The organism is Herbiconiux sp. 11R-BC (assembly GCF_049472555.1).
Taxonomy (GTDB): Bacteria; Actinomycetota; Actinomycetes; order Actinomycetales; family Microbacteriaceae; genus Herbiconiux.
In genome coordinates, this window is record NZ_JBCEBO010000010.1 from 15,022 (window position 1) to 36,376 (window position 21,355).

General features: G+C 70.0%; 18 protein-coding genes. 8 read left to right on the plus strand and 10 right to left on the minus strand.

Going from position 1 to position 21,355, the window contains the following annotated elements; translation table 11 throughout:
• Positions 1-142 precede the first annotated feature (142 nt).
• On the minus strand, positions 143-616 hold the full coding sequence (locus VD659_RS18635; RefSeq protein WP_423262540.1) for a peroxiredoxin: 474 nt from the start codon (positions 614-616) through the stop codon (positions 143-145).
• 218 nt (positions 617-834) lie between these two features.
• Between VD659_RS18635 and aceE the strand changes: the two genes are divergently transcribed.
• The 6 genes from aceE (at position 835) to VD659_RS18665 (ending at position 8,603) form a co-directional block, all read left to right on the plus strand.
• Entirely contained in the window at positions 835-3,561 is a 2,727-nt protein-coding gene (aceE, locus tag VD659_RS18640; RefSeq protein WP_423262541.1) for a pyruvate dehydrogenase (acetyl-transferring), homodimeric type, read from the plus strand.
• Positions 3,562-3,624: 63 nt separating this feature from the next.
• Positions 3,625-4,845 (plus strand): helix-turn-helix domain-containing protein, encoded by a 1,221-nt coding sequence (locus VD659_RS18645; protein WP_137837312.1) that lies wholly within the window; start codon positions 3,625-3,627, stop codon positions 4,843-4,845.
• 92 nt (positions 4,846-4,937) lie between these two features.
• Positions 4,938-5,858, plus strand: coding sequence for an ACP S-malonyltransferase (locus tag VD659_RS18650; RefSeq protein ID WP_423262542.1), 921 nt, complete (start codon positions 4,938-4,940; stop codon positions 5,856-5,858).
• 56 nt (positions 5,859-5,914) lie between these two features.
• Positions 5,915-6,919: a beta-ketoacyl-ACP synthase III gene (locus tag VD659_RS18655; RefSeq protein ID WP_423262543.1), complete on the plus strand. Its 1,005-nt coding sequence runs from the start codon at positions 5,915-5,917 to the stop codon at positions 6,917-6,919.
• Between the two features lie 60 nt (positions 6,920-6,979).
• On the plus strand, positions 6,980-7,228 hold the full coding sequence (locus VD659_RS18660; protein ID WP_137837315.1) for an acyl carrier protein: 249 nt from the start codon (positions 6,980-6,982) through the stop codon (positions 7,226-7,228).
• Positions 7,229-7,364: 136 nt separating this feature from the next.
• Positions 7,365-8,603, plus strand: a complete 1,239-nt coding sequence (locus VD659_RS18665; RefSeq protein WP_423262544.1) for a beta-ketoacyl-[acyl-carrier-protein] synthase family protein — start codon at positions 7,365-7,367, stop codon at positions 8,601-8,603.
• Positions 8,604-8,678: 75 nt separating this feature from the next.
• Here the strand turns inward: VD659_RS18665 and VD659_RS18670 are convergent, their stop codons facing one another.
• Positions 8,679-9,185: a DUF3145 domain-containing protein gene (locus VD659_RS18670; protein ID WP_423262545.1), complete on the minus strand. Its 507-nt coding sequence runs from the start codon at positions 9,183-9,185 to the stop codon at positions 8,679-8,681.
• A gap of 181 nt (positions 9,186-9,366) precedes the next feature.
• Here VD659_RS18670 and VD659_RS18675 point away from each other — a divergent pair, with 181 nt between their 5' ends.
• A complete protein-coding gene (locus VD659_RS18675) occupies positions 9,367-9,909 on the plus strand; it encodes a PadR family transcriptional regulator (RefSeq protein ID WP_423262546.1) in 543 nt (180 codons plus the stop codon).
• Here the strand turns inward: VD659_RS18675 and VD659_RS18680 are convergent.
• The 4 genes from VD659_RS18680 to VD659_RS18695 are packed head-to-tail and all read right to left on the minus strand — an operon-like array spanning position 9,856 to position 15,077.
• Positions 9,856-12,282, minus strand: a complete 2,427-nt coding sequence (locus VD659_RS18680; protein ID WP_423262547.1) for a transglutaminaseTgpA domain-containing protein — start codon at positions 12,280-12,282, stop codon at positions 9,856-9,858. The genes VD659_RS18675 and VD659_RS18680 overlap by 54 nt on opposite strands.
• Complete coding sequence (locus VD659_RS18685) at positions 12,279-13,637, minus strand: DUF58 domain-containing protein (RefSeq protein WP_423262548.1); 1,359 nt, start codon at positions 13,635-13,637, stop codon at positions 12,279-12,281. The genes VD659_RS18680 and VD659_RS18685 overlap by 4 nt, the downstream gene beginning before the upstream one ends.
• 7 nt (positions 13,638-13,644) lie before the next feature.
• On the minus strand, positions 13,645-14,682 hold the full coding sequence (locus tag VD659_RS18690; RefSeq protein ID WP_423262549.1) for an AAA family ATPase: 1,038 nt from the start codon (positions 14,680-14,682) through the stop codon (positions 13,645-13,647).
• Positions 14,679-15,077 carry a hypothetical protein gene (locus VD659_RS18695; RefSeq protein WP_423262550.1) on the minus strand — a complete coding sequence of 133 codons (399 nt, stop codon included), beginning with the start codon at positions 15,075-15,077 and terminating at the stop codon, positions 14,679-14,681. Before VD659_RS18695 ends, VD659_RS18690 begins: the two co-directional genes overlap by 4 nt.
• Positions 15,078-15,181: 104 nt before the next feature.
• Between VD659_RS18695 and VD659_RS18700 the strand changes: the two genes are divergently transcribed.
• On the plus strand, positions 15,182-15,895 hold the full coding sequence (locus VD659_RS18700; RefSeq protein ID WP_423262551.1) for an alpha/beta fold hydrolase: 714 nt from the start codon (positions 15,182-15,184) through the stop codon (positions 15,893-15,895).
• Positions 15,896-15,928: 33 nt separating this feature from the next.
• Here VD659_RS18700 and VD659_RS18705 read toward each other — a convergent pair whose 3' ends face one another.
• From VD659_RS18705 to VD659_RS18720, 4 genes are all read right to left on the minus strand, one after another.
• Positions 15,929-16,054: a hypothetical protein gene (locus VD659_RS18705; protein WP_423262552.1), complete on the minus strand. Its 126-nt coding sequence runs from the start codon at positions 16,052-16,054 to the stop codon at positions 15,929-15,931.
• A 6-nt stretch (positions 16,055-16,060) separates the two neighbouring features.
• Positions 16,061-16,300 carry a hypothetical protein gene (locus tag VD659_RS18710; RefSeq protein ID WP_423262553.1) on the minus strand — a complete coding sequence of 80 codons (240 nt, stop codon included), beginning with the start codon at positions 16,298-16,300 and terminating at the stop codon, positions 16,061-16,063.
• Between the two features lie 412 nt (positions 16,301-16,712).
• Positions 16,713-19,592 carry a LamG-like jellyroll fold domain-containing protein gene (locus VD659_RS18715; RefSeq protein ID WP_423262554.1) on the minus strand — a complete coding sequence of 960 codons (2,880 nt, stop codon included), beginning with the start codon at positions 19,590-19,592 and terminating at the stop codon, positions 16,713-16,715.
• A gap of 49 nt (positions 19,593-19,641) precedes the next feature.
• Positions 19,642-21,207, minus strand: a complete 1,566-nt coding sequence (locus tag VD659_RS18720; protein ID WP_423262555.1) for an RICIN domain-containing protein — start codon at positions 21,205-21,207, stop codon at positions 19,642-19,644.
• Between the last annotated feature and the right edge of the window lie 148 nt (positions 21,208-21,355).

Consider the following 21,355-nt stretch of genomic DNA (forward strand, 5'->3'; position numbering starts at 1 on the left):
TTACATTGGCATTTCGAAGGTATTTCTCCGATTTTTCCTGGCAAATGCAAAGTCTGCGCAAAGCCGAAATAGAGCCTGGTCATCGGTCGTTCTTGGCCGACTCATAGCTTTCTACAAATGCAGAAGTCTTTCGCGGGCCGGCTCAGACGCGCGCGGGCGCCAGGTCTTCGAGCGCCGCACGGTAGGCCGCGATCGATCGCGCCTCCCCCGGCGCCGTGATGAAGGAGGCCCGGATGATGCGGTTCTCGTCGATCACGAAGGTCGCCCGGTTGGCGAAGCCCTTCTCCTCGAGGAACACGCCGTAGTCCTTCGCCACGTCGCCGTGCGGCCAGAAATCGGCCACGAGGGTGAAGTCGTAGCCCTCCTTCTCGGCCCAGGCGCGCAGCGTCGCCTTCGAGTCGACCGAGATGCCGATCAGTTCGACGTTCGCATCCTTGAACAGCGCGAGGTTGTCTTCGAGCTGGCACAGCTCGCTCGTGCACACGCCCGAGAAGGCGAGCGGGAAGAAGACGAGCGCGACGGGCTTCTTTCCCTGGAACTGACTGAGTCGGATGCGCTCTCCGTACTGGTTCGGCAGTTCGAAGTCGGGTGCAAGCGTGTCGTTCTCCAAAGCCATGAGGCTTCCTTTCACAGCCGGGCGTCTCACCGGCAAAAGCGCCCCCATACTAGACCCGCGCATCCGTTCGGCCAAACGAGGGTGGGAACGGGCTGTGAATGCCTCCAGAACGGCGCACCCGGCAAAACTCACTAGGCTGATCTGTGGCGTTCCGTCCCCACGATCCCGGGGGTGCATGCCCGACACTAAACGATCTGTAATCAACAGAAAGGTCGACGGTGACTGTCAACGACCAGGACCCCTACTCGGCGGGCCACATCGATTCCGATCCCGACGAGACCGCGGAGTGGAACGAATCCCTCGACGCCCTCGTCGCAGCCCAGGGGCACGAGCGCGCACGCGACATCATGCTGAGCCTGCTGAAGCGCTCGAAAGAACTGCACCTGAACGTGCCGATGGTTCCGACGACGGACTACATCAACACCATCGCTCCCGAGAACGAGCCGGAATTCCCCGGCGACGAGAACCTCGAGCGCAAGTACCGCGCCTGGATCCGCTGGAACGCGGCCATGCTCGTGCACCGGGCGCAGCGCCCCGGCATCGCGGTGGGCGGCCACATCTCCACCTACGCCTCGAGCGCCGCCCTCTACGAGGTCGGCTTCAACCACTTCTTCCGCGGCCAGGACCACCCGGGCGGCGGAGATCAGATCTTCGTGCAGGGCCACGCCTCCCCCGGCACCTATGCACGCGCCTTCCTCGAGGGCCGTCTCGACGCGAATCAGCTCGACGGCTTCCGGCAGGAGAAGTCGCACGCCGGCGGCGGCCTGAGCTCCTACCCGCACCCGCGCCTGATGCCGGAGTTCTGGCAGTTCCCCACGGTCTCGATGGGTCTCGGCCCGATCAACGCGATCTACCAGGCCCAGCTCAACAAGTACCTGACCAACCGCGGCATCAAGGACGCCTCCGACCAGCAGGTCTGGGCGTTCCTCGGCGACGGCGAGATGGACGAAGTCGAGAGCCGCGGCCAGCTCCAGGTGGCGGCGAACGACGGCCTCGACAACCTGAACTTCGTCATCAACTGCAACCTGCAGCGCCTCGACGGCCCGGTGCGCGGCAACGGCAAGATCATCCAGGAACTCGAGAGCTTCTTCCGCGGTGCCGGCTGGAACGTCATCAAGGTGGTCTGGGGGCGCGAGTGGGACGACCTGCTCGCCCGCGACACCGAGGGCGCCCTGCTGAACCTCATGAACACGGTGCCGGATGGCGACTTCCAGACCTACAAGGCCGAGTCGGGCGCCTACGTGCGCGAGAACTTCTTCGGCCGCGACCCGCGCGCCCTGAAGCTCGTCGAGAGCTACTCCGACGACGAGATCTGGAACCTCAAGCGCGGTGGCCACGACTACCGCAAGGTCTACGCGGCGTTCAAGGCCGCATCGGAGCACAAGGGCCAGCCCACCGTCATCCTGGCGCACACGATCAAGGGCTACGGCCTGGGTCCGGCGTTCGAGGGCCGCAATGCGACCCACCAGATGAAGAAGATGACGCTCGACAACCTCAAGACCTTCCGCGACCAGATGCACATCCCGGTCACGGATGCGCAGCTCGAGGAGAACCCCTACCTCCCGCCGTACTACAACCCGGGCGAGAACGACGAGGCCATCCAGTACATGCACGAGCGCCGTCGCGCGCTCGGCGGCTACCTCCCCGAGCGCCGCACGAAGCACACGGCCTTCACGATGCCCGACGACTCGGCCTACCAGACGCTCAAGAAGGGCTCCGGAACGCAGGAGATCGCCACCACCATGGCCTTCGTGCGTCTGCTGAAAGACCTCACCCGGGCGAAAGACTTCGGCAACCGGGTGGTGCCGATCATCCCGGATGAGGCGCGCACCTTCGGCATGGACGCCTTCTTCCCGTCGAACAAGATCTACAACCCCAAGGGCCAGACCTACACCTCCGTCGACCGGGAGCTCCTCCTGGCCTACAAGGAGAGCCCCCAGGGCCAGATCATCCACGTCGGCATCAACGAGGCGGGCGCCCTCGCGGCGTTCACCGCGGTGGGCACGAGCTACTCCACCCAGGGCGAGCCGCTCATCCCGATCTACGTGTTCTACTCGATGTTCGGCTTCCAGCGCACGGGCGACGCCCTGTGGGCGGCGGGCGACCAGATGGCGCGCGGCTTCGTGATCGGCGCCACCGCCGGCCGCACCACCCTCACGGGTGAAGGCCTGCAGCACGCCGACGGCCACTCGCTGCTGCTCGCGTCGACCAACCCGGCCGTGCAGAGCTACGACCCGGCCTACGGCTACGAGCTCAACCACATCGTGCGGGCGGGCCTCGAGCAGATGTACGGCGGTTCGCACCCGAACCCCAACGTCATGTACTACCTCACGGTGTACAACGAGCCGCACGTGCAGCCGGCCGAGCCCGAAGGGCTCGACGTCGACGGCGTCGTCAAGGGCATCTACCGCCTCAAGTCGGGCTGGATCGAGGGGCCGAAGGCCCAGATCCTCTCCTCCGGCGTCGCGGTTCCGTGGGCCCTGGAGGCCCAGGAGCTGCTGGCCAACGACTGGGGCGTCTCGGCCGACGTCTGGTCGGTCACGTCCTGGACGGAGCTGCGCCGCGACGGACTCCGCGCCGAGGAGCACAACTTCCTGCACCCGACCGAGGAGCGGCACGTGCCGTACCTCACGTCGAAGCTGCAGGATGCTCCGGGCCCGTTCGTCGCCGTCACCGACTACATGCACGCGGTGCCCGACCAGATCCGCCAGTTCGTCCCCGGCGAGTACGCCACCCTCGGCGCCGACGACTTCGGCTTCTCCGACACCCGCCCGGCGGCCCGTCGCTTCTTCAAGATCGACGGACCCTCGGTGGTGGTGCGCGTGCTCGAGCAGCTCGCGGCCCGCGGCGAGGTCGACCAGAACGCCCCCTCGTGGGCGATCGAGAAGTACCGTCTCTACGACGTGACGGCCGGGACCTCCGGTTCGGCGGGCGGCGAGAGCTGACGACACTTCACAGCATGAACGAACGATCGATCGCGGTCGGGGGCGCATCAGCGAGGGAGCACCGTGCCTAAGACCAAGGAGCAGACGCTCCAGTGGCTGCGCACCATCTCGGGCGAGCTCTCGACCGCGACGATCAAGCGTCTCGACCAGACGCTGCCCTGGTACGGCGACATGCCCCCGGGCCGGCGTTCGGCCGTGGGGCTCGTCGCGCAGGCGGGCATCAAGTCGTTCATCCAGTGGTACGACGACCCGACCACCACCACCTGGATCGCCGCCGACGTCTTCGGCTCGGCTCCCCGGGAGCTGCTGCGCTCGGTGAGCCTGCAGCAGACACTGCAGCTCATCCGCGTGGTGGTGGAGGTCGTCGAGGAGCGCGTGACGGGAACGGATGCCTCGCTCCGCGAGGCCATCCTGCTCTACTCCCGCGAGATCGCCTTCGCCGCCGCCGACGTGTACGCCCGGGCCGCCGAGGCGCGCGGGCTGTGGGACGCCCGGCTGGAGGCCCTCGTGGTCGACAGCATCCTCAGCGGAGAGTACGACGACGAGCTGCCGAGCCGCATCGCGGCCCTCGGCTGGCACGGGCACGGCGAGGTCAGCGTGCTCGTGGGCACGACCCCGCGCCAGCTCGACGTCGACCAGCTGCGCCGCACCGCCCGGCACTTGAACGCCGACCTGCTGATCGGTGTTCAAGGCGGGCGGCTCGTTCTCGTGATCGGCCGCGCACATCCGGCCAACGGCAACGGCGTCGACGGCACTCCCGCCGATGAGGAGGCCCTCGCGGCCGCCGGCCCGCTGCTCTCCTTCCTCGACATCGCCACCCAGCTCGAACCCGGCTTCGGCCCGGGATACCTGGTGCTCGGGCACGAGGTGCCGAGTCTGGTCGACGCCTCGCGGAGCGCCAAGGCGGCCCTCGCCGGCTTCGCCGTCGCCCGCGCCTGGCGCAACGCCCCGCGGCCGATGCTCGCCGACGACCTGCTGCCCGAGCGCGCCCTCGCGGGCGATCCGCTCGCCCGGTCGACGCTGGTGAACCGGGTCTACCGCCCGCTGCAGGACCAGTCCCCCGAGCTCATGACCACGCTCTGGTGCTACCTCGACAACGGCCGCTCGCTCGAGGCGACGGCCCGCGAGCTCTTCGTGCATCCGAACACCGTGCGCTATCGGCTGAAGCGCGTGACCCAGGTGATCGGCTGGGATGCCACGGGAGCCCGGGAGGCGCTCATCCTGCAGTCCGCCCTCATCCTCGGCTCGATGAACGACCATGACAGCCCGGCACCACGCCGCTGACGCACGCTCTTATGGAACACGCACAATGATTCCGCGAATCTCTTGCGCGCGTTCGACACACTGGATCACCGAACTCTTGGGAGACTGAAGCAATGATCGTCGTCGTTTGCCCCGGCCAGGGGTCGCAGACCCCCGGCTTCCTCGAGCCCTGGATCGCGGAGCCCGCGTTCCGCGACACCCTCGGAGAGCTCGGCGAGGCCGCCGGCGTCGACCTCGTGGCCCACGGCACCGTGAGCGACGCCGAGACGATCCGCGACACCGCCGTGGCGCAGCCGCTCATCGTGGCCGCCGGCATCCTCACCCTCTCCGCGCTCTTCGCCGACGGGCGCCGCGACCGCGTCGGCGGCATCGCCGGCCACTCGGTGGGCGAGATCACCGCGGCAGCCGGGGCGGGCATCCTCTCGAACGCCGACGCCATGCGCTTCGTGGGCGAACGCGGCCGGGCCATGGCCGCGGCCGCCGCTCAGACCCAGACCGGGATGAGCGCCGTCGTGGGCGGCGTCGAGGCCGAGCTGCTCGCGCTCTTCGACGAGTTCGGGGTCATCCCCGCCAACTACAACGGCGGCGGTCAGATCGTCGTCGCCGGAACTCCGGATGCGCTGGGCCGCCTGGCCGAGAACGCCCCGCGTGGCGTGCGGGTCATCCCGCTGCAGGTCGCCGGCGCCTTCCACACGCACTACATGGCTCCCGCCGTCGAGCACCTCGCTAGCGTCGCCGCCACGCTGACACCCGCCGACCCGACGCTGCCGATCTGGACCAACAACGACGGCGCCCTGGTGGCCAGCGGTTCGCGCTTCGTCGAGCTCCTCGTCGACCAGGTCTCCTCGCCGGTGCGCTGGGACCTCGACATGGAGGCCTTCGCCGCCGCCGGCGTCACCGGCCTCATCGAGGTCGCCCCCGCCGGCGCTCTCACGGGTCTCGCCAAGCGCGGGCTGAAGGGGGTTCCGGCCGTGGCCGTGAAGACCCCCGACGACCTGCCGGCCGCCTTCGAGCTCCTCGACCAGGCCGCCTGAGCGACCGCACCCGACTCGCCCCTACCCGAACCCGCCCGGAAGGCCTCAAAACCGTCATGACGCAGCCCACCCTCAAGCAGAAGACCGGCCCCGAGTTCACGCGCATCCACGCCATCGGCGCCGCGCGCGGCGACCTCTCGGTGCCGAACGACGACCTCGTCGGGCCGATCGACTCCTCCGACGAGTGGATCCGCCAGCGCACCGGCATCATCGAGCGCAAGCGCGCCTCGCACGACGTCTTCGCCATCGACCTCGCCGAGTCGGCCTCGCTCGAGGCCATCGAGGGTGCGGGCATCCTGCCCTCGCAGATCGGCGCCATCCTCATCTCCACCATCTCGAACCCCGTGATCACGCCGTCGATGGCCACCCTGCTCGCACAGCGCATCGGCGCCCCCGCGGCCGCCGCCTACGACATCAGCGCGGCCTGCGCCGGCTACGCCTACGGCATCGGGCAGGCGGATGCGCTCATCCGCGCGGGCCTCGCCGAGTACGTTCTCGTGGTGGGCGCCGAGAAGCTCTCGGAGTACGTCGACCCGGCCGACCGCTCGATCTCGTTCCTGCTCGGCGACGGCGCCGGCGCCGCCGTGGTCGGCCCGAGCGCGACGCCCGGCATCGGCCCTACCATCTGGGGATCCGACGCCACGAAGCGCGAAGAGATCTACATGACCGGAACCAGCATCGAGTTCCGCGACCAGGAGGCCGAGTGGCCGACGCTGCGCCAGAACGGCCAGGCCGTGTTCCGCTGGGCCGTCTGGGAGATGGTCAAGGCTGCGAACCAGGCCCTCGAGGCCGCCGGAGTGACGGTCGACGACCTCGCCGCCTTCATTCCGCACCAGGCGAACATGCGCATCATCGACGAGTTCGCGAAGCAGCTGAAGCTGCCGGAGTCGGTGCTCATCGGTCGCGACATCGCCACCACGGGCAACACCTCGGCCGCCTCCATCCCGCTGGCGACCCACCGGCTGCTGGCCGAGCATCCGGAGCTCTCGGGCGGACTCGCCCTGCAGATCGGCTTCGGCGCCGGCCTCGTGTTCGGAGCACAGGTCGTGGTGCTGCCGTAGGGCGGCCCGCAGCCTGACTAAACTAAGTCTCGGTCAAACGACACCCCAAGGAGAAGAACAATGGCATTGTCCACCGAAGAAGTACTGGCCGGACTGGCTGAGCTCATCAACGACGAGACCGGCATCGCGACCGACACTGTCGAGCTGGACAAGTCCTTCACCGACGACCTCGACATCGACTCGATCTCGATGATGACGATCGTCGTGAACGCCGAAGAGAAGTTCGACGTCAAGATCCCCGACGAAGAGGTCAAGAACCTCAAGACCGTCGGCGACGCCGTCACCTTCATCGTCGCGGCTCAGGCCTGACGCCTGCTGCAGCACCCCGCTCCACCTGGCAACACCCCTGCGGCTGGTCGACAGGATCTCGCACCACGCGCGTGATCCTGTCGGCCGCACTGCGCCATCCCGGCGCCTGGACTGACCACCCACAGAAAGTTTCACCATGAGCACGAAGAAGATCGTCGTCACCGGTATCGGCGCGACCTCCCCCCTCGGCGGCACGGCGGCCGAGTCCTGGAAGAACCTCCTCGCCGGGGAGTCCGGGGCCAGCACCCTCGAGCAGGACTGGGTGGCGGAGCGAGACCTGCCCATCACCTTCGCGGCTCAGGCCCGCGTCCCCGCCTCAGAGGTGCTCGAGCGCATCGAGACCAAGCGCCTCGACCCGGGCAGCCAATTCGCGCTCATCGCGGCCCGCGAGGCCTGGGCGGATGCCGGCTCCCCCGACGTGGTCCCGGAGCGCTTCGGCGTCGACTGGGCCACCGGCATCGGCGGCGTCTGGACACTGCTCGACGCCTGGGACACCCTGCGCGAGCGCGGCCCGCGCCGTGTGCTGCCGATGACCGTCCCGATGCTCATGCCCAACGGCCCGGCCGCCGCCGTCGAGATGGCGCTCGGCGCCCGCGCCGGTGCCCGCACCGTGGTGTCGGCCTGCGCCTCGAGCACCGAGTCGATCGTGAACGCCTACGACCACCTGCAGGCCGGCTACGCCGACATCATCGTCGCCGGCGGCTCGGAGGCGGCCATCCACCCGTTGCCCCTCGCCGCCTTCGCGGCCATGCAGGCGCTGTCGAAGCGCAACGACGACCCGGCCACGGCATCCCGCCCCTACGACCTCACCCGCGACGGCTTCGTGCTCGGCGAGGGCGGCGCGGCGATCGTGCTCGAGACCGAGGAGCACGCCCTGGCGCGCGGCGCCAAGATCTATGCCGAACTGCTCGGCGGCGCCGTCACGAGCGACGCGTATCACATCACCGCTCCCGACCCCGAGGGCTCCGCGGCGGCGCGGGCGATGCTCGCGGCCGTGGCGAACGCCGGCTACTCGCTCGACGACGTGGCCCACATCAATGCGCACGCCACCTCCACCCCGGTGGGCGACATCGCCGAGTACAAGGCTCTGCTGCACGTCTTCGGCGACCGGCTGCACGACATCCCGGTGTCGGCCACCAAGGCGTCGACCGGTCACCTTCTGGGCGCGGCCGGGGGCATCGAGGCGATCTTCACGATCCTCGCCCTGCACGAGCGCACCGCTCCCCCGACGATCAACCTCCAGGAGCAGGACCCGGACATCCCCCTCGACGTGGTGCGCGAACCGCGGGCCCTCCCCGCCGGTGAGCTCCTGGCCATCTCGAACTCCTTCGGCTTCGGCGGCCACAACGCCGTCGTCGCCTTCAAGACGTACTGACCTCGTCGCGACTCGCCAAAAAACGCCCCAAACCGCTGGTTTTGGGGCGTTTTTTGGCGAGTCGCGAACAGCGCGTCAGCCGACGCCGCGGTGGAGGTAGATGACGGGGGACATGTCCGAGGCGTAGCGGAAGGGCTCGAGCTCGTCGTCCCAGGCCTGGCCGAGGGCGAGGCGGAGTTCGCGGTGGAGCTCGAGCGCGTTGGTGCCGGCCGCCTCCATGGCGTTGCGGATGCGGTCTTCCGGGATCACCGTGTTGCCCGCGTTGTCGACCTGGGCGTAGAAGATGCCGAGATCGGGCGTGTGCATCCAGCGGCCGCCGTCGGTGCCCTCGCTCGCGTCTTCGGTGACCTCGTAGCGCAGGTGCTCCCAGCCGCGCAGAGCCGAAGCGATGGCGGCGCCCGTGCCGGGCGCGCCCTCCCAGAAGTAGTCGGCGCGCTGAGCGCCGCGCAGCACGGGCTGATCGATCCAGTCGAAGTTCACTGCACGACCAAGAGCGCGACCTGCGGCCCACTCGACGTGGGGGCAGAGCGCGCGGGGAGCGGAGTGGACGTAGACCACTCCGCGTGCAACGGTTGCCGCCATTTTTCTCTCCATTCGTGAGGTACGTCTTCCCCAACGACCTGTGAATGGATTGCCATGACGTTATGCAGTTGTGATCACATTATGCCGCACGGTCCCGCGGAATCACAACGGTGTCATCCGCGGTTCGGGAACTCTCAGACCTATACTGAGTGAGTAATTTCCAGCGGAAGGGCGGCTGCCGATGTCGATTCGCTCGGGCATCCTCCTCGTGCTCGCCGAAGGCGAGGCCTACGGCCTGCAGCTGCACGGCGAACTCGAAGAGCGCACCGATCGTCGCATCAATGTGGGCCAGATCTACTCCACGCTCGACCGGCTCCAGGCCGCGGGCCTCGTGCAGGCATCCGGGACCACGGATGACGGCCTGCCGCTCTACGACGTCACCGAAGAGGGCCGTCGCACGGCGGCCGAGTGGCTGGCCGACGCCGAGGTGGACTCCCCCTCGGCCTGGAGCGAATTCACCTTCAAGCTGCTGCTGGCCACCAGCCTCGGCGCCGCCACCCCGGCGCTCCTGGCGGCGCACCGCGCGGCCTGGAGCCGGTCGGCGCACGATGGTGAGGCGTCGGCGGCGGCACCCGCGACCCGTGCCCGTCGTCTTCTGGCGGAGGCCGCGCTCGCCTGGCTCGACGAGCTCGGGGCAGCACCGGGCGGGTTGCGCGCTCTCGCGGTGCCGCTACGGAACGAGCGTCCGCGTCGGGGCCGCCGCCCGGCGCCGGCGCAGCAGTGACACCGGCAACAGCCGCGAGAGCCACAGCCGCTGCGAGCTCGCCCCGGAGCTGAGCGCCGCCAGCAGCTCGAGCAGATCGCCCCGGATGCTCGCGCGCGTCTGCGCGCTGGCCGAGCCGGGCGCGGCGTACTGCTCGAACTCCACCTCGCGCCGGAGGCGGTCGACCACTGCCGCCGGCAGCGTCACGGACTCGTGCACACGCTGTTCGAGATCGAGCAGCGTGTCGCCTGCCGAGCGCTGCACCCGATGGTCGTCGAGAGTGTCTTCGAACTCCGTCCAGGCGAGGGTGGCCGGCCGCTCGTCGGCGGCGATCCGGCGCACCCGGGAACGACGGCGCAGAGCGCGCAGCATCCAGGGCAGCAGGACGATCGCCGCGATGCCGCCGAGCACGGCCGCCGCGGTCCCCCAGCCGCGAACCTGTCCCAGCGCCGCCTGCTCCGGCGTCTGTGTGCCCGAGACGCTCTGGCCGGGATCGCGGGCGGCGTTCGGGTCGGCCGACGGGGTGCTCGCCGCCCGGGTCGATCCGGTGGTGCCCGAGACACCGGCCTGCGCGTAGTCGGGCAGGCTGTAGTCGGGCGGGGTGAAATCGAGTCCCGGCGTGGGTTCGAAGGGCAGCCAGCCGATGCCCTCGAAGTAGAGCTCCGGCCAGGCGTGCAGCTGGTTCGTGTAGACGTCGTAGACCGCTGCGCCGTTCGACACGCTGTTCGCGCCCTGGCCTGGCGCATAGCCGACGGCGATCCGGGACGGGATGCCGAGGCTGCGAGCCATCACGGCCATCGCCGCGGAGAAGTGCACGCAGTATCCGGTCTTGTCCTGCAGGAACGCGGCGATCATCTGCGTGTTGTCACCGCTGTAGCTGGAGGAGTCGGGGGCGTTGAGCGAATAGCTGAACTGGCCCGAGCGGAAGTACTGCTGCAGTGCCACCGCGTTGTCGTAGGGGGTCGCCGCCGCACCCGCCACCTGCCGTGCGGTGTCGGAGATGACGGCCGGCAGATCGGCGGGCAGCGAGAGGAAGCCGCTCAGTGCATCCGGGATCACTGAGCCCGCTGCCGCCAGCTGCTCCGCGGTCGGCTCCACCGAGAGACCGGTGACCTCGTAGTTCTGGCCCTGGGTGGCGGCCTGGTCGCTGGTGACGGTCAGCGAGGAGGGAGTGAGCACCCAGGGGGTGCTGAGGCCGGCCACTCTCTGGGTGGGATAGGGCAGCGGCAACCAGTCGGCGCGCAGCGTGGCGATGGAGATCGAGGTGGTGACCTCGGCGGTGGACACGTCGGCCGCCAGGCCCTGCGGCGTGCCGAAATCCTGCCCGACGTAACTCTCGGCCCCCTGCGGGGTCTCGGGCTGCCAGATGCCCGTGGAGAAGTCGCTGAGGTTCACCATCTTGAGATAGAGGCCGTGCGACGCCGAGGTGGTGTACGAGAGCGAGAGCAGCGGATCGTTGCGCCGCAGATCGCGCCCGAGCTGGATGGTGGGATCGATGCCCGCACCGTAGACCGAGGAGAACGGGCTGGACGCCGAATCGTCGGCGAGCGATTGCGCCGTGAGGCCGGGGGTCACCGCCGGCAAGGCGACCATCGCGGCGACGGCGAGGGCGGCGATGCCGACGGCGAGCCCGGGATTGCGGCCTCCGCGCACGCGGCTGCGCCCCGGATGCGACCACGGCCGCTCCCGGCCGGATTCCGCGCCGATGCGCGAGCTGCACCAGACCACGAGCAGGAACGCGGCGGCGGCGAGGACGTAGACGGGCACATCCGGATCGGTGCGGTTCACGAGCGGAGCGATGGCCAGGACGGCGAGCGGGCCGGCCCCGCTCAGCACCGGGGTGCGCAGGCCCGTGGCGAGCTCGTCGCTCACGATGGCGATGAGCCCGACGGACATCACGATGAGCTGGGTGATGGCCCCGCCGGCATCGGCGGGGATCTCCTGCTCCGCGATGGCCTGGCGCGCGGCCGCGAGATCGCCCGAGATGTCGGTGAGCGTGGAGAGCGTGGGCAGCAGGAACCACAGCGTGCTGCCGGCGTAGAGCAGCACCACGAGGCCGCCCCAGACGAAGGCCGACACCGACACCACCACGACCTCCGGGGCACCCCGGCCGCGAAGCACGGCGCCGACGGCGAGCACGACGACGACCATGGACATGGTGGCGAGCCACCAGGCGCCGCCCTGCAGCAGCGGCGCGAGGCCCGCCAGCGCGACGCCGAGGCTCACCGCGACTGCGAGGGTGCTCTTCCAGGCCCCTGTCCTCACCGCGCGGCGGCGGGCGAAGGAGCTGAGGGCGGGGCGGCTGCCATCCGGCGTCCGGCCTGCGGATGGCGGGCGCCCGCCGCGCGCCGGCGGCGGCGCAGCGGGTGGGCGCAGGGCCGTGGGGGCGCTCATGAGATGCCCCGTGCGTCGCCCAACGCCTTCCAGAGCGCAGGAAGGGCGTCGTCGGCGCCGCACTCGAGTGCCGTCCAGCCGGAGGCCCGGAGCTCCGCGGCGACCGCCGAGGCGGCGGCGGCCTTCGCACGCCCTCCCTCACGACCACCCGATCGTCTCGGCTCGGAGACCACGAACGCCACCGGATGCGACGACATGCCCGCGAGCTCCCGCACCCTCTCCGCCGCCCCGGGAATGGCGGCGACGAAGGCGAAGACGGGCGGGGCATCCGGTGACGTCAGGGAGGCCTGCTCGACCGCCGCGCGGAAGTCGAGCGGATCGTGCAGTGCGTCGCTCCGGGCGAAGGCGAGCGAGCGGAGCACGAGGGATGCGCCGTGCGGCGCCGTGAACACCGTCTCGTCGTCGTGCTCCCCCACCGCGCTGTGGCCCACGAGTCGCACGCCGTAGCCCTCGTTCATGAGGTGCACGGCGACGGAGCCGACGGCGCTCACGGCCCACTCGAACGCCGGGTCGTACTCCGCGTTCGCGGCATGCCCGCCCGCAGCGCCCGCAGCGCCCGCAGCCTCGGCGGCGGCCGCGAACGAACTCGCGTCGAGCAGGATCACGGCGTCTTGATCGTTGCGCTGGTCGTCCTGCCGAACCATGAGCTCGCCGTGCTTCGCCGTGGCCGGCCAGTGCACGCGCCGGATCGAGTCGCCGGGCAGATACTTGCGGGCGATGACGTCCTGCTCCCCCGCCCCGACGAGCCGGCGGGACATCTGCTCGGCGCCGTCGCCCGTCGACAGGCGCAGGTCGATGCGGGCGAGCTCGTAGACCGTGGGGGTGATCAGCACGGTCTCCAGGTCGCCGAACCGCAGCCGGCGCACGGCGCAGCCGAACGGGTCGGTGAGAGTGACTTCGAACGGGCCGATCGGGTGCGCCCCGCGGAATCGCGTGTCGAGCCGGTAGCGCAGCAGGCTCAGCGCCGGCTCATCGATGGTCGACGAGGAATAGCCCGGCAGGGGCGGAAGCGGAGCCGGTTCGCTCGCCCGGAGCGGCGCATCCGCCCGCTCCACCCACACCGCGGCGGGCGTGCGCATGGTGCCCCAGTTCTGCACGAACACCGTCGCCGTGATGGCCTGACCCACTGAGCCCGATTCCGGCGTGAACCGCCGGCGCACGCTCAGCGCGACCCGGCGCGCGGCCACCCAGACGAACGCGGCGACCGGAACGGCGAGCAGGAAGCAGGCCAGGTAGGCGATCTCCTGGCGCCGGAAGACCTGCGTGAGCACGAACGCGACGAGCGAGGCCGCGACCAGCCCCCACCCGCGCACCGTGAGACGGGGCAGGTTGCGGGAGGCCCGGGGTTCGGCCATGCGGCGCTCAGACCGCCCGCGAACGATTCAGGGGAACCGGAGTGGACGCCACGATCGCGCGCAGGGCGTCGGCGATGGCCTGGGTTCCGCCGCCGCGCGCATCGCTCGCCGCGCGCCGGGTGGCCACGATGCGGTGCGCCAGAACCGGGACCACGAGTTCGTTGATGTCGTCGGGAACCACGAACTCGCGCCCGCTGAGCGCGGCGAGCACCTTCGCGGCCCGCACGAGGTGCAAGGTGCCGCGCGGGCTCGCGCCGAGCCGGAACTCGGGATGCACACGGGTGGCCTGCACGATCGACACCACGTACGACTCCACCGCCCGGCTGACGTACACCGCGCGCGCCGTCTCGATCATGGCGGCGAGCTGCTGCTTGTCGACCACGGCGGTGAGCTTGTCGAGGGGGCTGCCGCTCTCGCGCTGGTGCAGCATCTGCAGCTCGGCCGCCGCATCCGGGTAGCCCATCGAGATGCGCACCATGAAGCGGTCGCGCTGCGCCTCGGGCAGGGCGTAGGTGCCCTCCATCTCGATCGGGTTCTGCGTGGCCACCACGATGAACGGCGGGTCGAGCGGATGCGTGGTGCCGTCGAGCGAGACCTGGCCCTCCTCCATGCACTCCAGCAGGGCCGACTGGGTCTTCGGCGAGGCGCGGTTGATCTCGTCGGCGATGACGATGTTGGCGAACACGGCGCCGCGCTTGAACTCGAAGGCGTGATCGGACTGGTTGTAGATCGACACGCCCGTCACGTCGGAGGGCAGCAGGTCGGGAGTGAACTGGATGCGGCTCACCGAGCATCCGACGCTCGTGGCGAGAGCCTTCGCGAGCGTGGTCTTGCCGACCCCGGGCACGTCTTCGACCAGGAGGTGCCCCTCGGCGATCAGCACGACGAGCGCCAGGGTCGCCGCTTCGGTCTTGCCGTCGATGACGCTCTCGAGGTTCTGCATGATGGCGCCCGTGAGCTCCTGGAACTCGGCCAGCGAGAGCGGTGCCCCGGTGCCGCCGGATCCGGCCGACGGCGCGGGCGAGAGGGAGGATTCGGAGGTCATGAACGGCGCTCCCAACGAACGGCGAGAAGGAACAGGGTGCCGACGAGGGTCGCCAGGCCCACCGTGATCAGGTACGGCGACAGCTGGTACAGCATCACCAGCATTTGATATTCGAATGTGAACGAGCTGGACGAATCCGCGCGGAGGAAGCCCCCCATGGAGTTGACCAGGAGCGCTCCCCCACCCACGGCGAGCACGCCACCCACCACCCACAGCACCACCACGAAGCGGTCGACGAGCCGGCGCCGCACCTCGGCGACCGCGAGTTCGGGCGCCTCGTCGGGGCCCGGCGCGGCGAAGAGGCCGGCGAAGTCGTCGTCCGCGGGTTCGAAACCGGGCTGGAAGGCGGGGTCGAAGCGGGAGTCGTACTCCCGCTCGCTCGTCGTGTCGCGCACTCGTCTCCTCGCGGTCGTGGATGGTGGTCGCATCGTTGCGTGCTCTCCACGATAGGTGCCCCTGCCGACATCCGCGAGAGCCGTCTGCGGGTTACGGTGGGCGTATGACCAGCTTCGTCCTGCTGCCGGGAGCCGGTGCCGACTCCTGGTCGTGGCATCGCGTGATCCCGGTGCTCGAGGCGGCCGGCGATCACGTGGTCGCGGTCGACCTGCCGTGGAGCGACCCGGCGGCCGGGCTCGAACGCCATGTCGACGAGATCGAGCGGGCCGTCGCCGAGTCGCGGAACGCATCCGGAGCCACGGATGCGATCGTGCTGGTCGCGCTGTCGATGGGCGCCTTCCCGGCCGCGATGGCCTGCGAGCGGCTCGGTGCGGCGATGCTCGTCTTCGTGGCGGCGATGATCCCGCGGCCCGGCGAGTCGGCCGGCGAGTGGTTCGGGGCCACCGGGGCGGAGGCGGCCATGCGGGCGTTCGCCGTGACGGAGGGGCGCGATCCGGATGCGCCGTTCGACGAAGACGTCGTGTTCTTCCACGACATCCCCGCCGAGGTGATGGCCGCCGGGGCCGGGCATCCCGCCGGTCAGCCGTCGGCGGCGGCCTTCGCGACCGTCTGGGAGGCCGAGGAGTGGCCGGCCGTGCCGATCCGTGTGGTGGCGGGACGGAACGATCGGCTCTTCCCGCTGGAGTTCGAGCAGCGGCTCTCGCGCGAGCGCCTCGGCATCGCGCCCGACATCATCGACACGGGCCATCTGGCGGCCCTGAGCCGGCCCGACCAGCTCGCGCCGCTGCTGCTGCGCTACGCCGCCGAGCTGGCCTGAAGCGTTCGGCGTTCGGCGCTCGGCGCCGCAGGGTCAGTGGGTGCCGGTGGCCTGGATGGTCCAGATGGTCAGGAAGGCGACCATCCCGATGCCGATGGCGCCGCTCGCCAGGTAGAAGTAGTCGATCTGCCGCTTCGCGCGCGGCTCTTTCTCACTCACGGCCGTCTATCTCCCCAGGTAGCGTCGAAGGATGATCTCGTGGGTGCGCCAGCGCCAGCGCACGCGCACCATGGTGTACCCCAGCGCGATCAGCTCGACGGCCGACTCACGCGTCAGCCGGCCGGGTTCCGGCGGGGCGGCCCACCCGCCCGCTCCGGCGTAGACGCCCACCAGCCGGGGCCGGGCGCGCCGGCCGAACCTGCGGGCCGCGTACGGCGTGACGGACTCGGATTGCGACACGGTCATCGAGGCTCCCTCTGCATTCGGGCTGGATATCGGGAGGAGGACACGGGGTTCACGGACCGCGCGGCGATCGACTCGCTGCGCGGTCCGCGATGCCGGCCGAAGAGTCCCACGGGTGGGATGTGGTCCCCCGTGACCAACCCCTTCACGCTAGGGCCCGGCCCTTCGGACACGGCGGTGCTGGAACCACGGAAAAGAGGGGATGCCCGACATCTGCCCGTTATCGTGCGCGTCACGGGCGACGGGCAACCGGGCCCGGGGACGACCCGATCCAGCAGCAGTTCGAGGGCTCCGTCGGTGATCAGACGGCCAACCGCGGAACCGAGCAGTTCGCCCGCTTGCCGTTCGCGATGGCGGCGCACGGCAGAGGGCCTGGCGGGCCCTAGCCCACCAGGCCCCCTGAGGGTGCGCTCCGCTACCGCTGCGCGCGGCGCGCCCGGAGCACCAGGCCTCCGATGAGCAGGGCTCCGGCGAGCAGGATGCCTGCGAGAACGGAGAAGCCCGTCACGGCGAGAGCGGTCTGCTCCGAGGCCGCCGGCGTCGACCCGGCGTCCCCGCCTGTCGAGCCGTCGGAGCCGCCGGAGTCGCCCGCGCCCGGCGTCTCGACGACCGGGGTGACGCCCCCGCCGGCACCGGGCGCCGCGAGGACGGTCACACTCTGCCAGCCGAGCAGTGCGCCTTCAGCCGTGTAGAGCGCGATCCGGTGGCCGCCCACCGGGAGGCTCGACGGTGTCGTCAGCATGATCGTAGACCGCGCACTCACCACGGCCGTGCCGAGAGCCGTCGGCGACGAGAACGCGAAGGCGTACGCCGTCTGGCCCTCGTGACCGGCCGGAAGGCCGATCGTGATGTCGTCGCCCGCGGGGAACGGGTTGGGCTGAACGGTCACCTTGCCCTCGAGATCGGGGGTGAGATCGGCCTCCGACGGCGTCCAGGCCGTCTTCTCGCCGATGACGACCACGGCCTCCAGCGGGGCGCCGTCCCGGGCTCCGATCGACTGCACGAACGAGAGTGCGTAGTGACCCGAACCGGAGAGGGGCGACGAGAGTCCGAGCGTCCAGCTTCCGTCGGCCGCCACCTCCGTGCTGCCGAGCACGACGCCGTCCCGCTCGACGCGCACCGAGGCGCCGGCGTGACCGGTGCCGCTGAACGTCGACACGACCGCGTCCGGCGCGAGGACCGTTCCGAGGTCGGTCGTGACGGCGAAGCTCCCACCGTTCGCGTCGATGTTCACGCGGTTGTAAAGGAACTGGCTCGGGCTGAGGGCGTGGTCGACGATGCGGGTCTCGCCCACGCAGCCGTTCCATCCGCCGTTCGGCTCGCTGTTCCAGGTGTTCGCGCCGATGATCCAGGGCATGAAGTCGGCAGCGACCATTCCGCCGACCGAGGAGGCGTTGCGGAGCACCGGAACGCCGTCGACATACATGATCACCGTGTTCGCGACCGGGTCGTTCACGATGGCCACGTGATGCCACGCGCTCGGCATGATCTCGCCCGACCAGAGCGTGTAGGAGTTCGCGGTCTTCGTGTCTGCCGCCGTGTACTGGTATTCGCGCAAGCTCGAGATGCCGAGCCACGAGACGCCCGCACCGGGATCGGAGGAGTCGTGGATGCCCACCCAGCTGCGCGTGCCGGCCCGGGTCAGGGCCGCGCCCCACTTGTTCGCGGCCTCGGTCCAGTTCGCGTCGAGCTGCAGGAACGTCTCGATGGTGTACCCGTTCGAGGAGTTCAGGTCGGCGAAGGTCGCCGGCGCGCCGTACTCGGTGGTGAGGTAGGAGAGTCGCTCACCGTTCGCGGTCGGGCCGGTGCCGGTGAAGCAGACGGCACCCTGGTCGGCGGAGTACAGCGGCACGTTCTCGTGGGTGACGTTGACGTCCTCCACCTGCTCCGGCGCATCCGTCTTGTCGATCGCACTGCGGTACATCGGGCTGCCGCCGGCGATATCGGGCACGACCGAGTTCTGGTCGAAGACACCCGGGGTCACCTCGCCGAAGCGCCAGTGCGCCACGGTTCCGCTGACCGGGAGGTAGTCGTCCTGCGAGCCGGCGGGCACCGCGGCGCTTCCGCCGCCGGTGCTGCCGTCCCAGCCCACCGAGACGATCTGCTTCGCGAGCGCGTCGAGGTCGGGCTTGGTCTCCTTCGCGGCATCCGTGGTCCAGCCGAAGCGGCCGTTGAAGTCGAAGGCATAGCTGAAGGACTGGTTCGGGCCGGTGAGCACCGGAGTGTCGGACGAGGCTCGCAGCTCCTTCTTCTTCACCGTCACCCACGGCGAGACCGTCGCCACGTCGATCTTCTGGTTCGTGAGGTCGAATTCGAACAGCGTCATGATGCCGTTCCCCCCGTCGGCCGCCATCTGGTAGTCGGTGAGCACCTGCGTCACCGGGTGACCGAAGTCGTTCAGGCGGGTCTGCTGGGTGGCGCCGTGGAAGTGGCCGTTCACGGTGAGGATGATCTGGTCGTTCTTCGTGATCAGCTTGTCCCACAGCGTCTCGCCCCACCACCAGGAGGTCGGGGACATCTGGTCCTGCGCGATGTTGATGATGGAGTGCGACGAGAGGATCACGGGCACGTTCTTGTGCTGGTCGAGGATGCCCTGGGCCCAGCCGAAGGTGTCGTCGGAGGCGTTCCAGGCGAGCGCGAGCGACATCCACTGGTGCCCCTCCGCTTCGAAGAGGTAGGCCGACGACAGGCCGTCCTGGAACGTGCCCAGCAGCGTGCTTCCGGTCTTCTGAGCCTGGTCGGCCATCTGCGCCGCGCCGAAGCGGGCGCGGTAGTTGCCCGAGATCGCGGTCGACGAACGGGCGTTCATGTCGGAGACATCGTGGTTGCCGGGGAGCACCGAGTACGGCATCCCGCCGGTCGTGAGGATGTCCATCGCCTTCTCGGCCGCGTCCCATTCGCCGGTCACGCCTTGCTGGTCGACGACGTCTCCCACCTGCACGGTGAACGGGATGTTGAGCTCGGTCTTGTTGTCGATGATCCAGTTGTTCTGCACCTCGAAGGGATTGGTCCCGTACTTCGGGTAGAACTGAGAGGCGCTGTAGCGGGAGTAGAACTGGGTGTCGGGCAGCACCGGGACGATGAAGCTCGAGCGGTCCGCCGCGGGCGCGGGAGTGGTGTCGGCGGGGGCTGCCGGCGCAGCCGGAGCAGCAGGCGCGGCAGGCGCGGCAGGCGCGGCCGGAGTCGCGGCCACGGCCACGCCGGCGCCGCCGGCCGTGATGCCGAGGGCCAGTGCCGCGGTGACCGCGGCGGAGAGCACCCGGCGCGCGGTGCGCCGGGAAGAGTGCGGAGGCATGGGGGTTCCTTGCGAGGGTCGGGAGTTGTCGGCGTGGGGGAACATGGGGTCAGCGCACCGGGGTCGCGGCGTCGGGCCCGTAGACCTCGAACTCGGACAGCGTCATCCAGGTGGCGTTCGACTTGTTCGAGAACTGCACACGCGCGCCGGTGGCGAGAACCGGGTCGCTGTCGACGGTCAGCCGCAGCTCGGCGCCGCTGTTCGTGTAGGGCCAGGAGAGGTTCTTGGCCGGCAGGTTCACCCAGCCGCCGAGCAGGTCGCGGTACTGGACGGTGACGGTGCCGATGTTGAGCTTCGCGTCGGTGCCGAGATCGAACACCGCGGCGCCGGTGATCTGGCGCGGCTGATCGAAGTAGTACATGGCCTGGTTCGGGTTCACCCGGTTGGTGGCCCCGCCGCTGCGCCAGTCGGAGAGAGCGACGACGTTGCGGTTGCCGTCGCGCAGCCCCGCGGGGTCACCGCCCAGGGCGCCGGTGTGGATGCCCGACCCGGTCGCGATGTTGACCGTGTCCGCCGGGATGACGGTCACCACGAGCTTCGCCGCGAATCCCGTGCTCGCGGCGGCCGGAACCGTGAAGATGCCGGGCTGCGAGGCGGTGGCGTCGGTGACGGCCGACCAGTCCCAGGTGACGGGCGCGCTCACGGTGGACGTGGATCCGGAGACCGACCGCTCGACGCGGGCCGGCGCGAGCATCTGCAGCTGCTTCAGGGTGACGCCCGCGAAGGTCGACAGGCTCGCATCCGCGCCATCGCCGAGCGAGCCGACCACGATCTCGGCGGTCACGGTGAGATCCTCGCCGAAGTAGCCCTTGCCGGTTCCGGTCACGGTGACGGTGCCGTCGGTGTTCCACGCGGCCGCGTCGGGCAGGTTCCAGGTGATGGGCGACACCGTCACGGTGGTGCCCCAGCTGTAGCGAGCGGAGCGACTGGCCGGAAGGGCCGGCGCGACGCCGGTGTCGGTGCGGCCGGAGTAGGCCGGGATCTCGGGGGCGAGCGGGCGCAGGTACCAGCGCTGCACATCCGCGGTTCCGGCGTCGTAGCTCTGGATCTCGGAGCCGTCGGCGGTCATCCAGTTGTACATGTCGAGCGCCGCCGTACGGCCGTTGCCGTCGCGCTGCACGTTCTGCAGGAAGACGGCCCCGCTGCCGGCGTCGACCGCTGTCCACTGGGCGTAGGGGTCGGATGCCGCCTCGTCGACGGTCTTCGCCGAGAGCGTGAGGTAGCGGTAGTTGCTGTCGTCGTTCGCACGCCGGGCGAGCACCTGGCCGGCCGCGTTGGCGAACACGTAGGTGGAGGCCTTGCCGGCCACCGGGTACGCCAGCACGACCTGCTCGGCGATGTCGGCGGGGTTCGTGCCGCGGGCGAAGATCGCTGCGGCGGCAGTCCAGGCGGCGCCGGGTCCTGTCGTCTGCGCCTTCGGGTTGCCGATCTCGAGCACCTTTCCGGCGGCCCAGACGTTCTCCACGAGGAAGCGCTCGGGCGCGGCCGCCGTGCTGCCCTCGGGGGCGGCATCCGCGGATGCGGTCGGCAGGGCGGCGGAAAGCCCCAGCAGCAGGGCGGCGGCTCCGGCGGCGGCGGTCAGGTGTCGCAGTGTTCTTCTGGTGGAGTACTTCATCCGGGTCTTCGTGTCCTCTCGATGGCCACGCGTCGTCTGGCGGGCCGCGAGAGAAGCTATCGACCCCAGGTGCTCGGAGCGGAAGCAGCCGCGGCCGGCAGGTTAACGAGACGTCATCGGCGAGGGAAGTTTCGGTGCACCGGGAGAG

What these genes read in the sequence shown, in the direction of transcription:
- VD659_RS18635 (WP_423262540.1), bottom strand. Translation starts at nt 616, where the DNA reads ATGGCTTTGGAGAACGACACGCTTGCACCCGACTTCGAACTGCCGAAC.
- VD659_RS18650 (WP_423262542.1), top strand. Translation starts at nt 4,938, where the DNA reads ATGATCGTCGTCGTTTGCCCCGGCCAGGGGTCGCAGACCCCCGGCTTC.
- VD659_RS18655 (WP_423262543.1), top strand. Translation starts at nt 5,915, where the DNA reads ATGACGCAGCCCACCCTCAAGCAGAAGACCGGCCCCGAGTTCACGCGC.
- VD659_RS18660 (WP_137837315.1), top strand. Translation starts at nt 6,980, where the DNA reads ATGGCATTGTCCACCGAAGAAGTACTGGCCGGACTGGCTGAGCTCATC.
- VD659_RS18665 (WP_423262544.1), top strand. Translation starts at nt 7,365, where the DNA reads ATGAGCACGAAGAAGATCGTCGTCACCGGTATCGGCGCGACCTCCCCC.
- VD659_RS18670 (WP_423262545.1), bottom strand. Translation starts at nt 9,185, where the DNA reads ATGGCGGCAACCGTTGCACGCGGAGTGGTCTACGTCCACTCCGCTCCC.
- VD659_RS18675 (WP_423262546.1), top strand. Translation starts at nt 9,367, where the DNA reads ATGTCGATTCGCTCGGGCATCCTCCTCGTGCTCGCCGAAGGCGAGGCC.
- VD659_RS18680 (WP_423262547.1), bottom strand. Translation starts at nt 12,282, where the DNA reads ATGAGCGCCCCCACGGCCCTGCGCCCACCCGCTGCGCCGCCGCCGGCG.
- VD659_RS18685 (WP_423262548.1), bottom strand. Translation starts at nt 13,637, where the DNA reads ATGGCCGAACCCCGGGCCTCCCGCAACCTGCCCCGTCTCACGGTGCGC.
- VD659_RS18690 (WP_423262549.1), bottom strand. Translation starts at nt 14,682, where the DNA reads ATGACCTCCGAATCCTCCCTCTCGCCCGCGCCGTCGGCCGGATCCGGC.
- VD659_RS18700 (WP_423262551.1), top strand. Translation starts at nt 15,182, where the DNA reads ATGACCAGCTTCGTCCTGCTGCCGGGAGCCGGTGCCGACTCCTGGTCG.
- VD659_RS18710 (WP_423262553.1), bottom strand. Translation starts at nt 16,300, where the DNA reads ATGACCGTGTCGCAATCCGAGTCCGTCACGCCGTACGCGGCCCGCAGG.
- VD659_RS18715 (WP_423262554.1), bottom strand. Translation starts at nt 19,592, where the DNA reads ATGCCTCCGCACTCTTCCCGGCGCACCGCGCGCCGGGTGCTCTCCGCC.
- VD659_RS18720 (WP_423262555.1), bottom strand. Translation starts at nt 21,207, where the DNA reads ATGAAGTACTCCACCAGAAGAACACTGCGACACCTGACCGCCGCCGCC.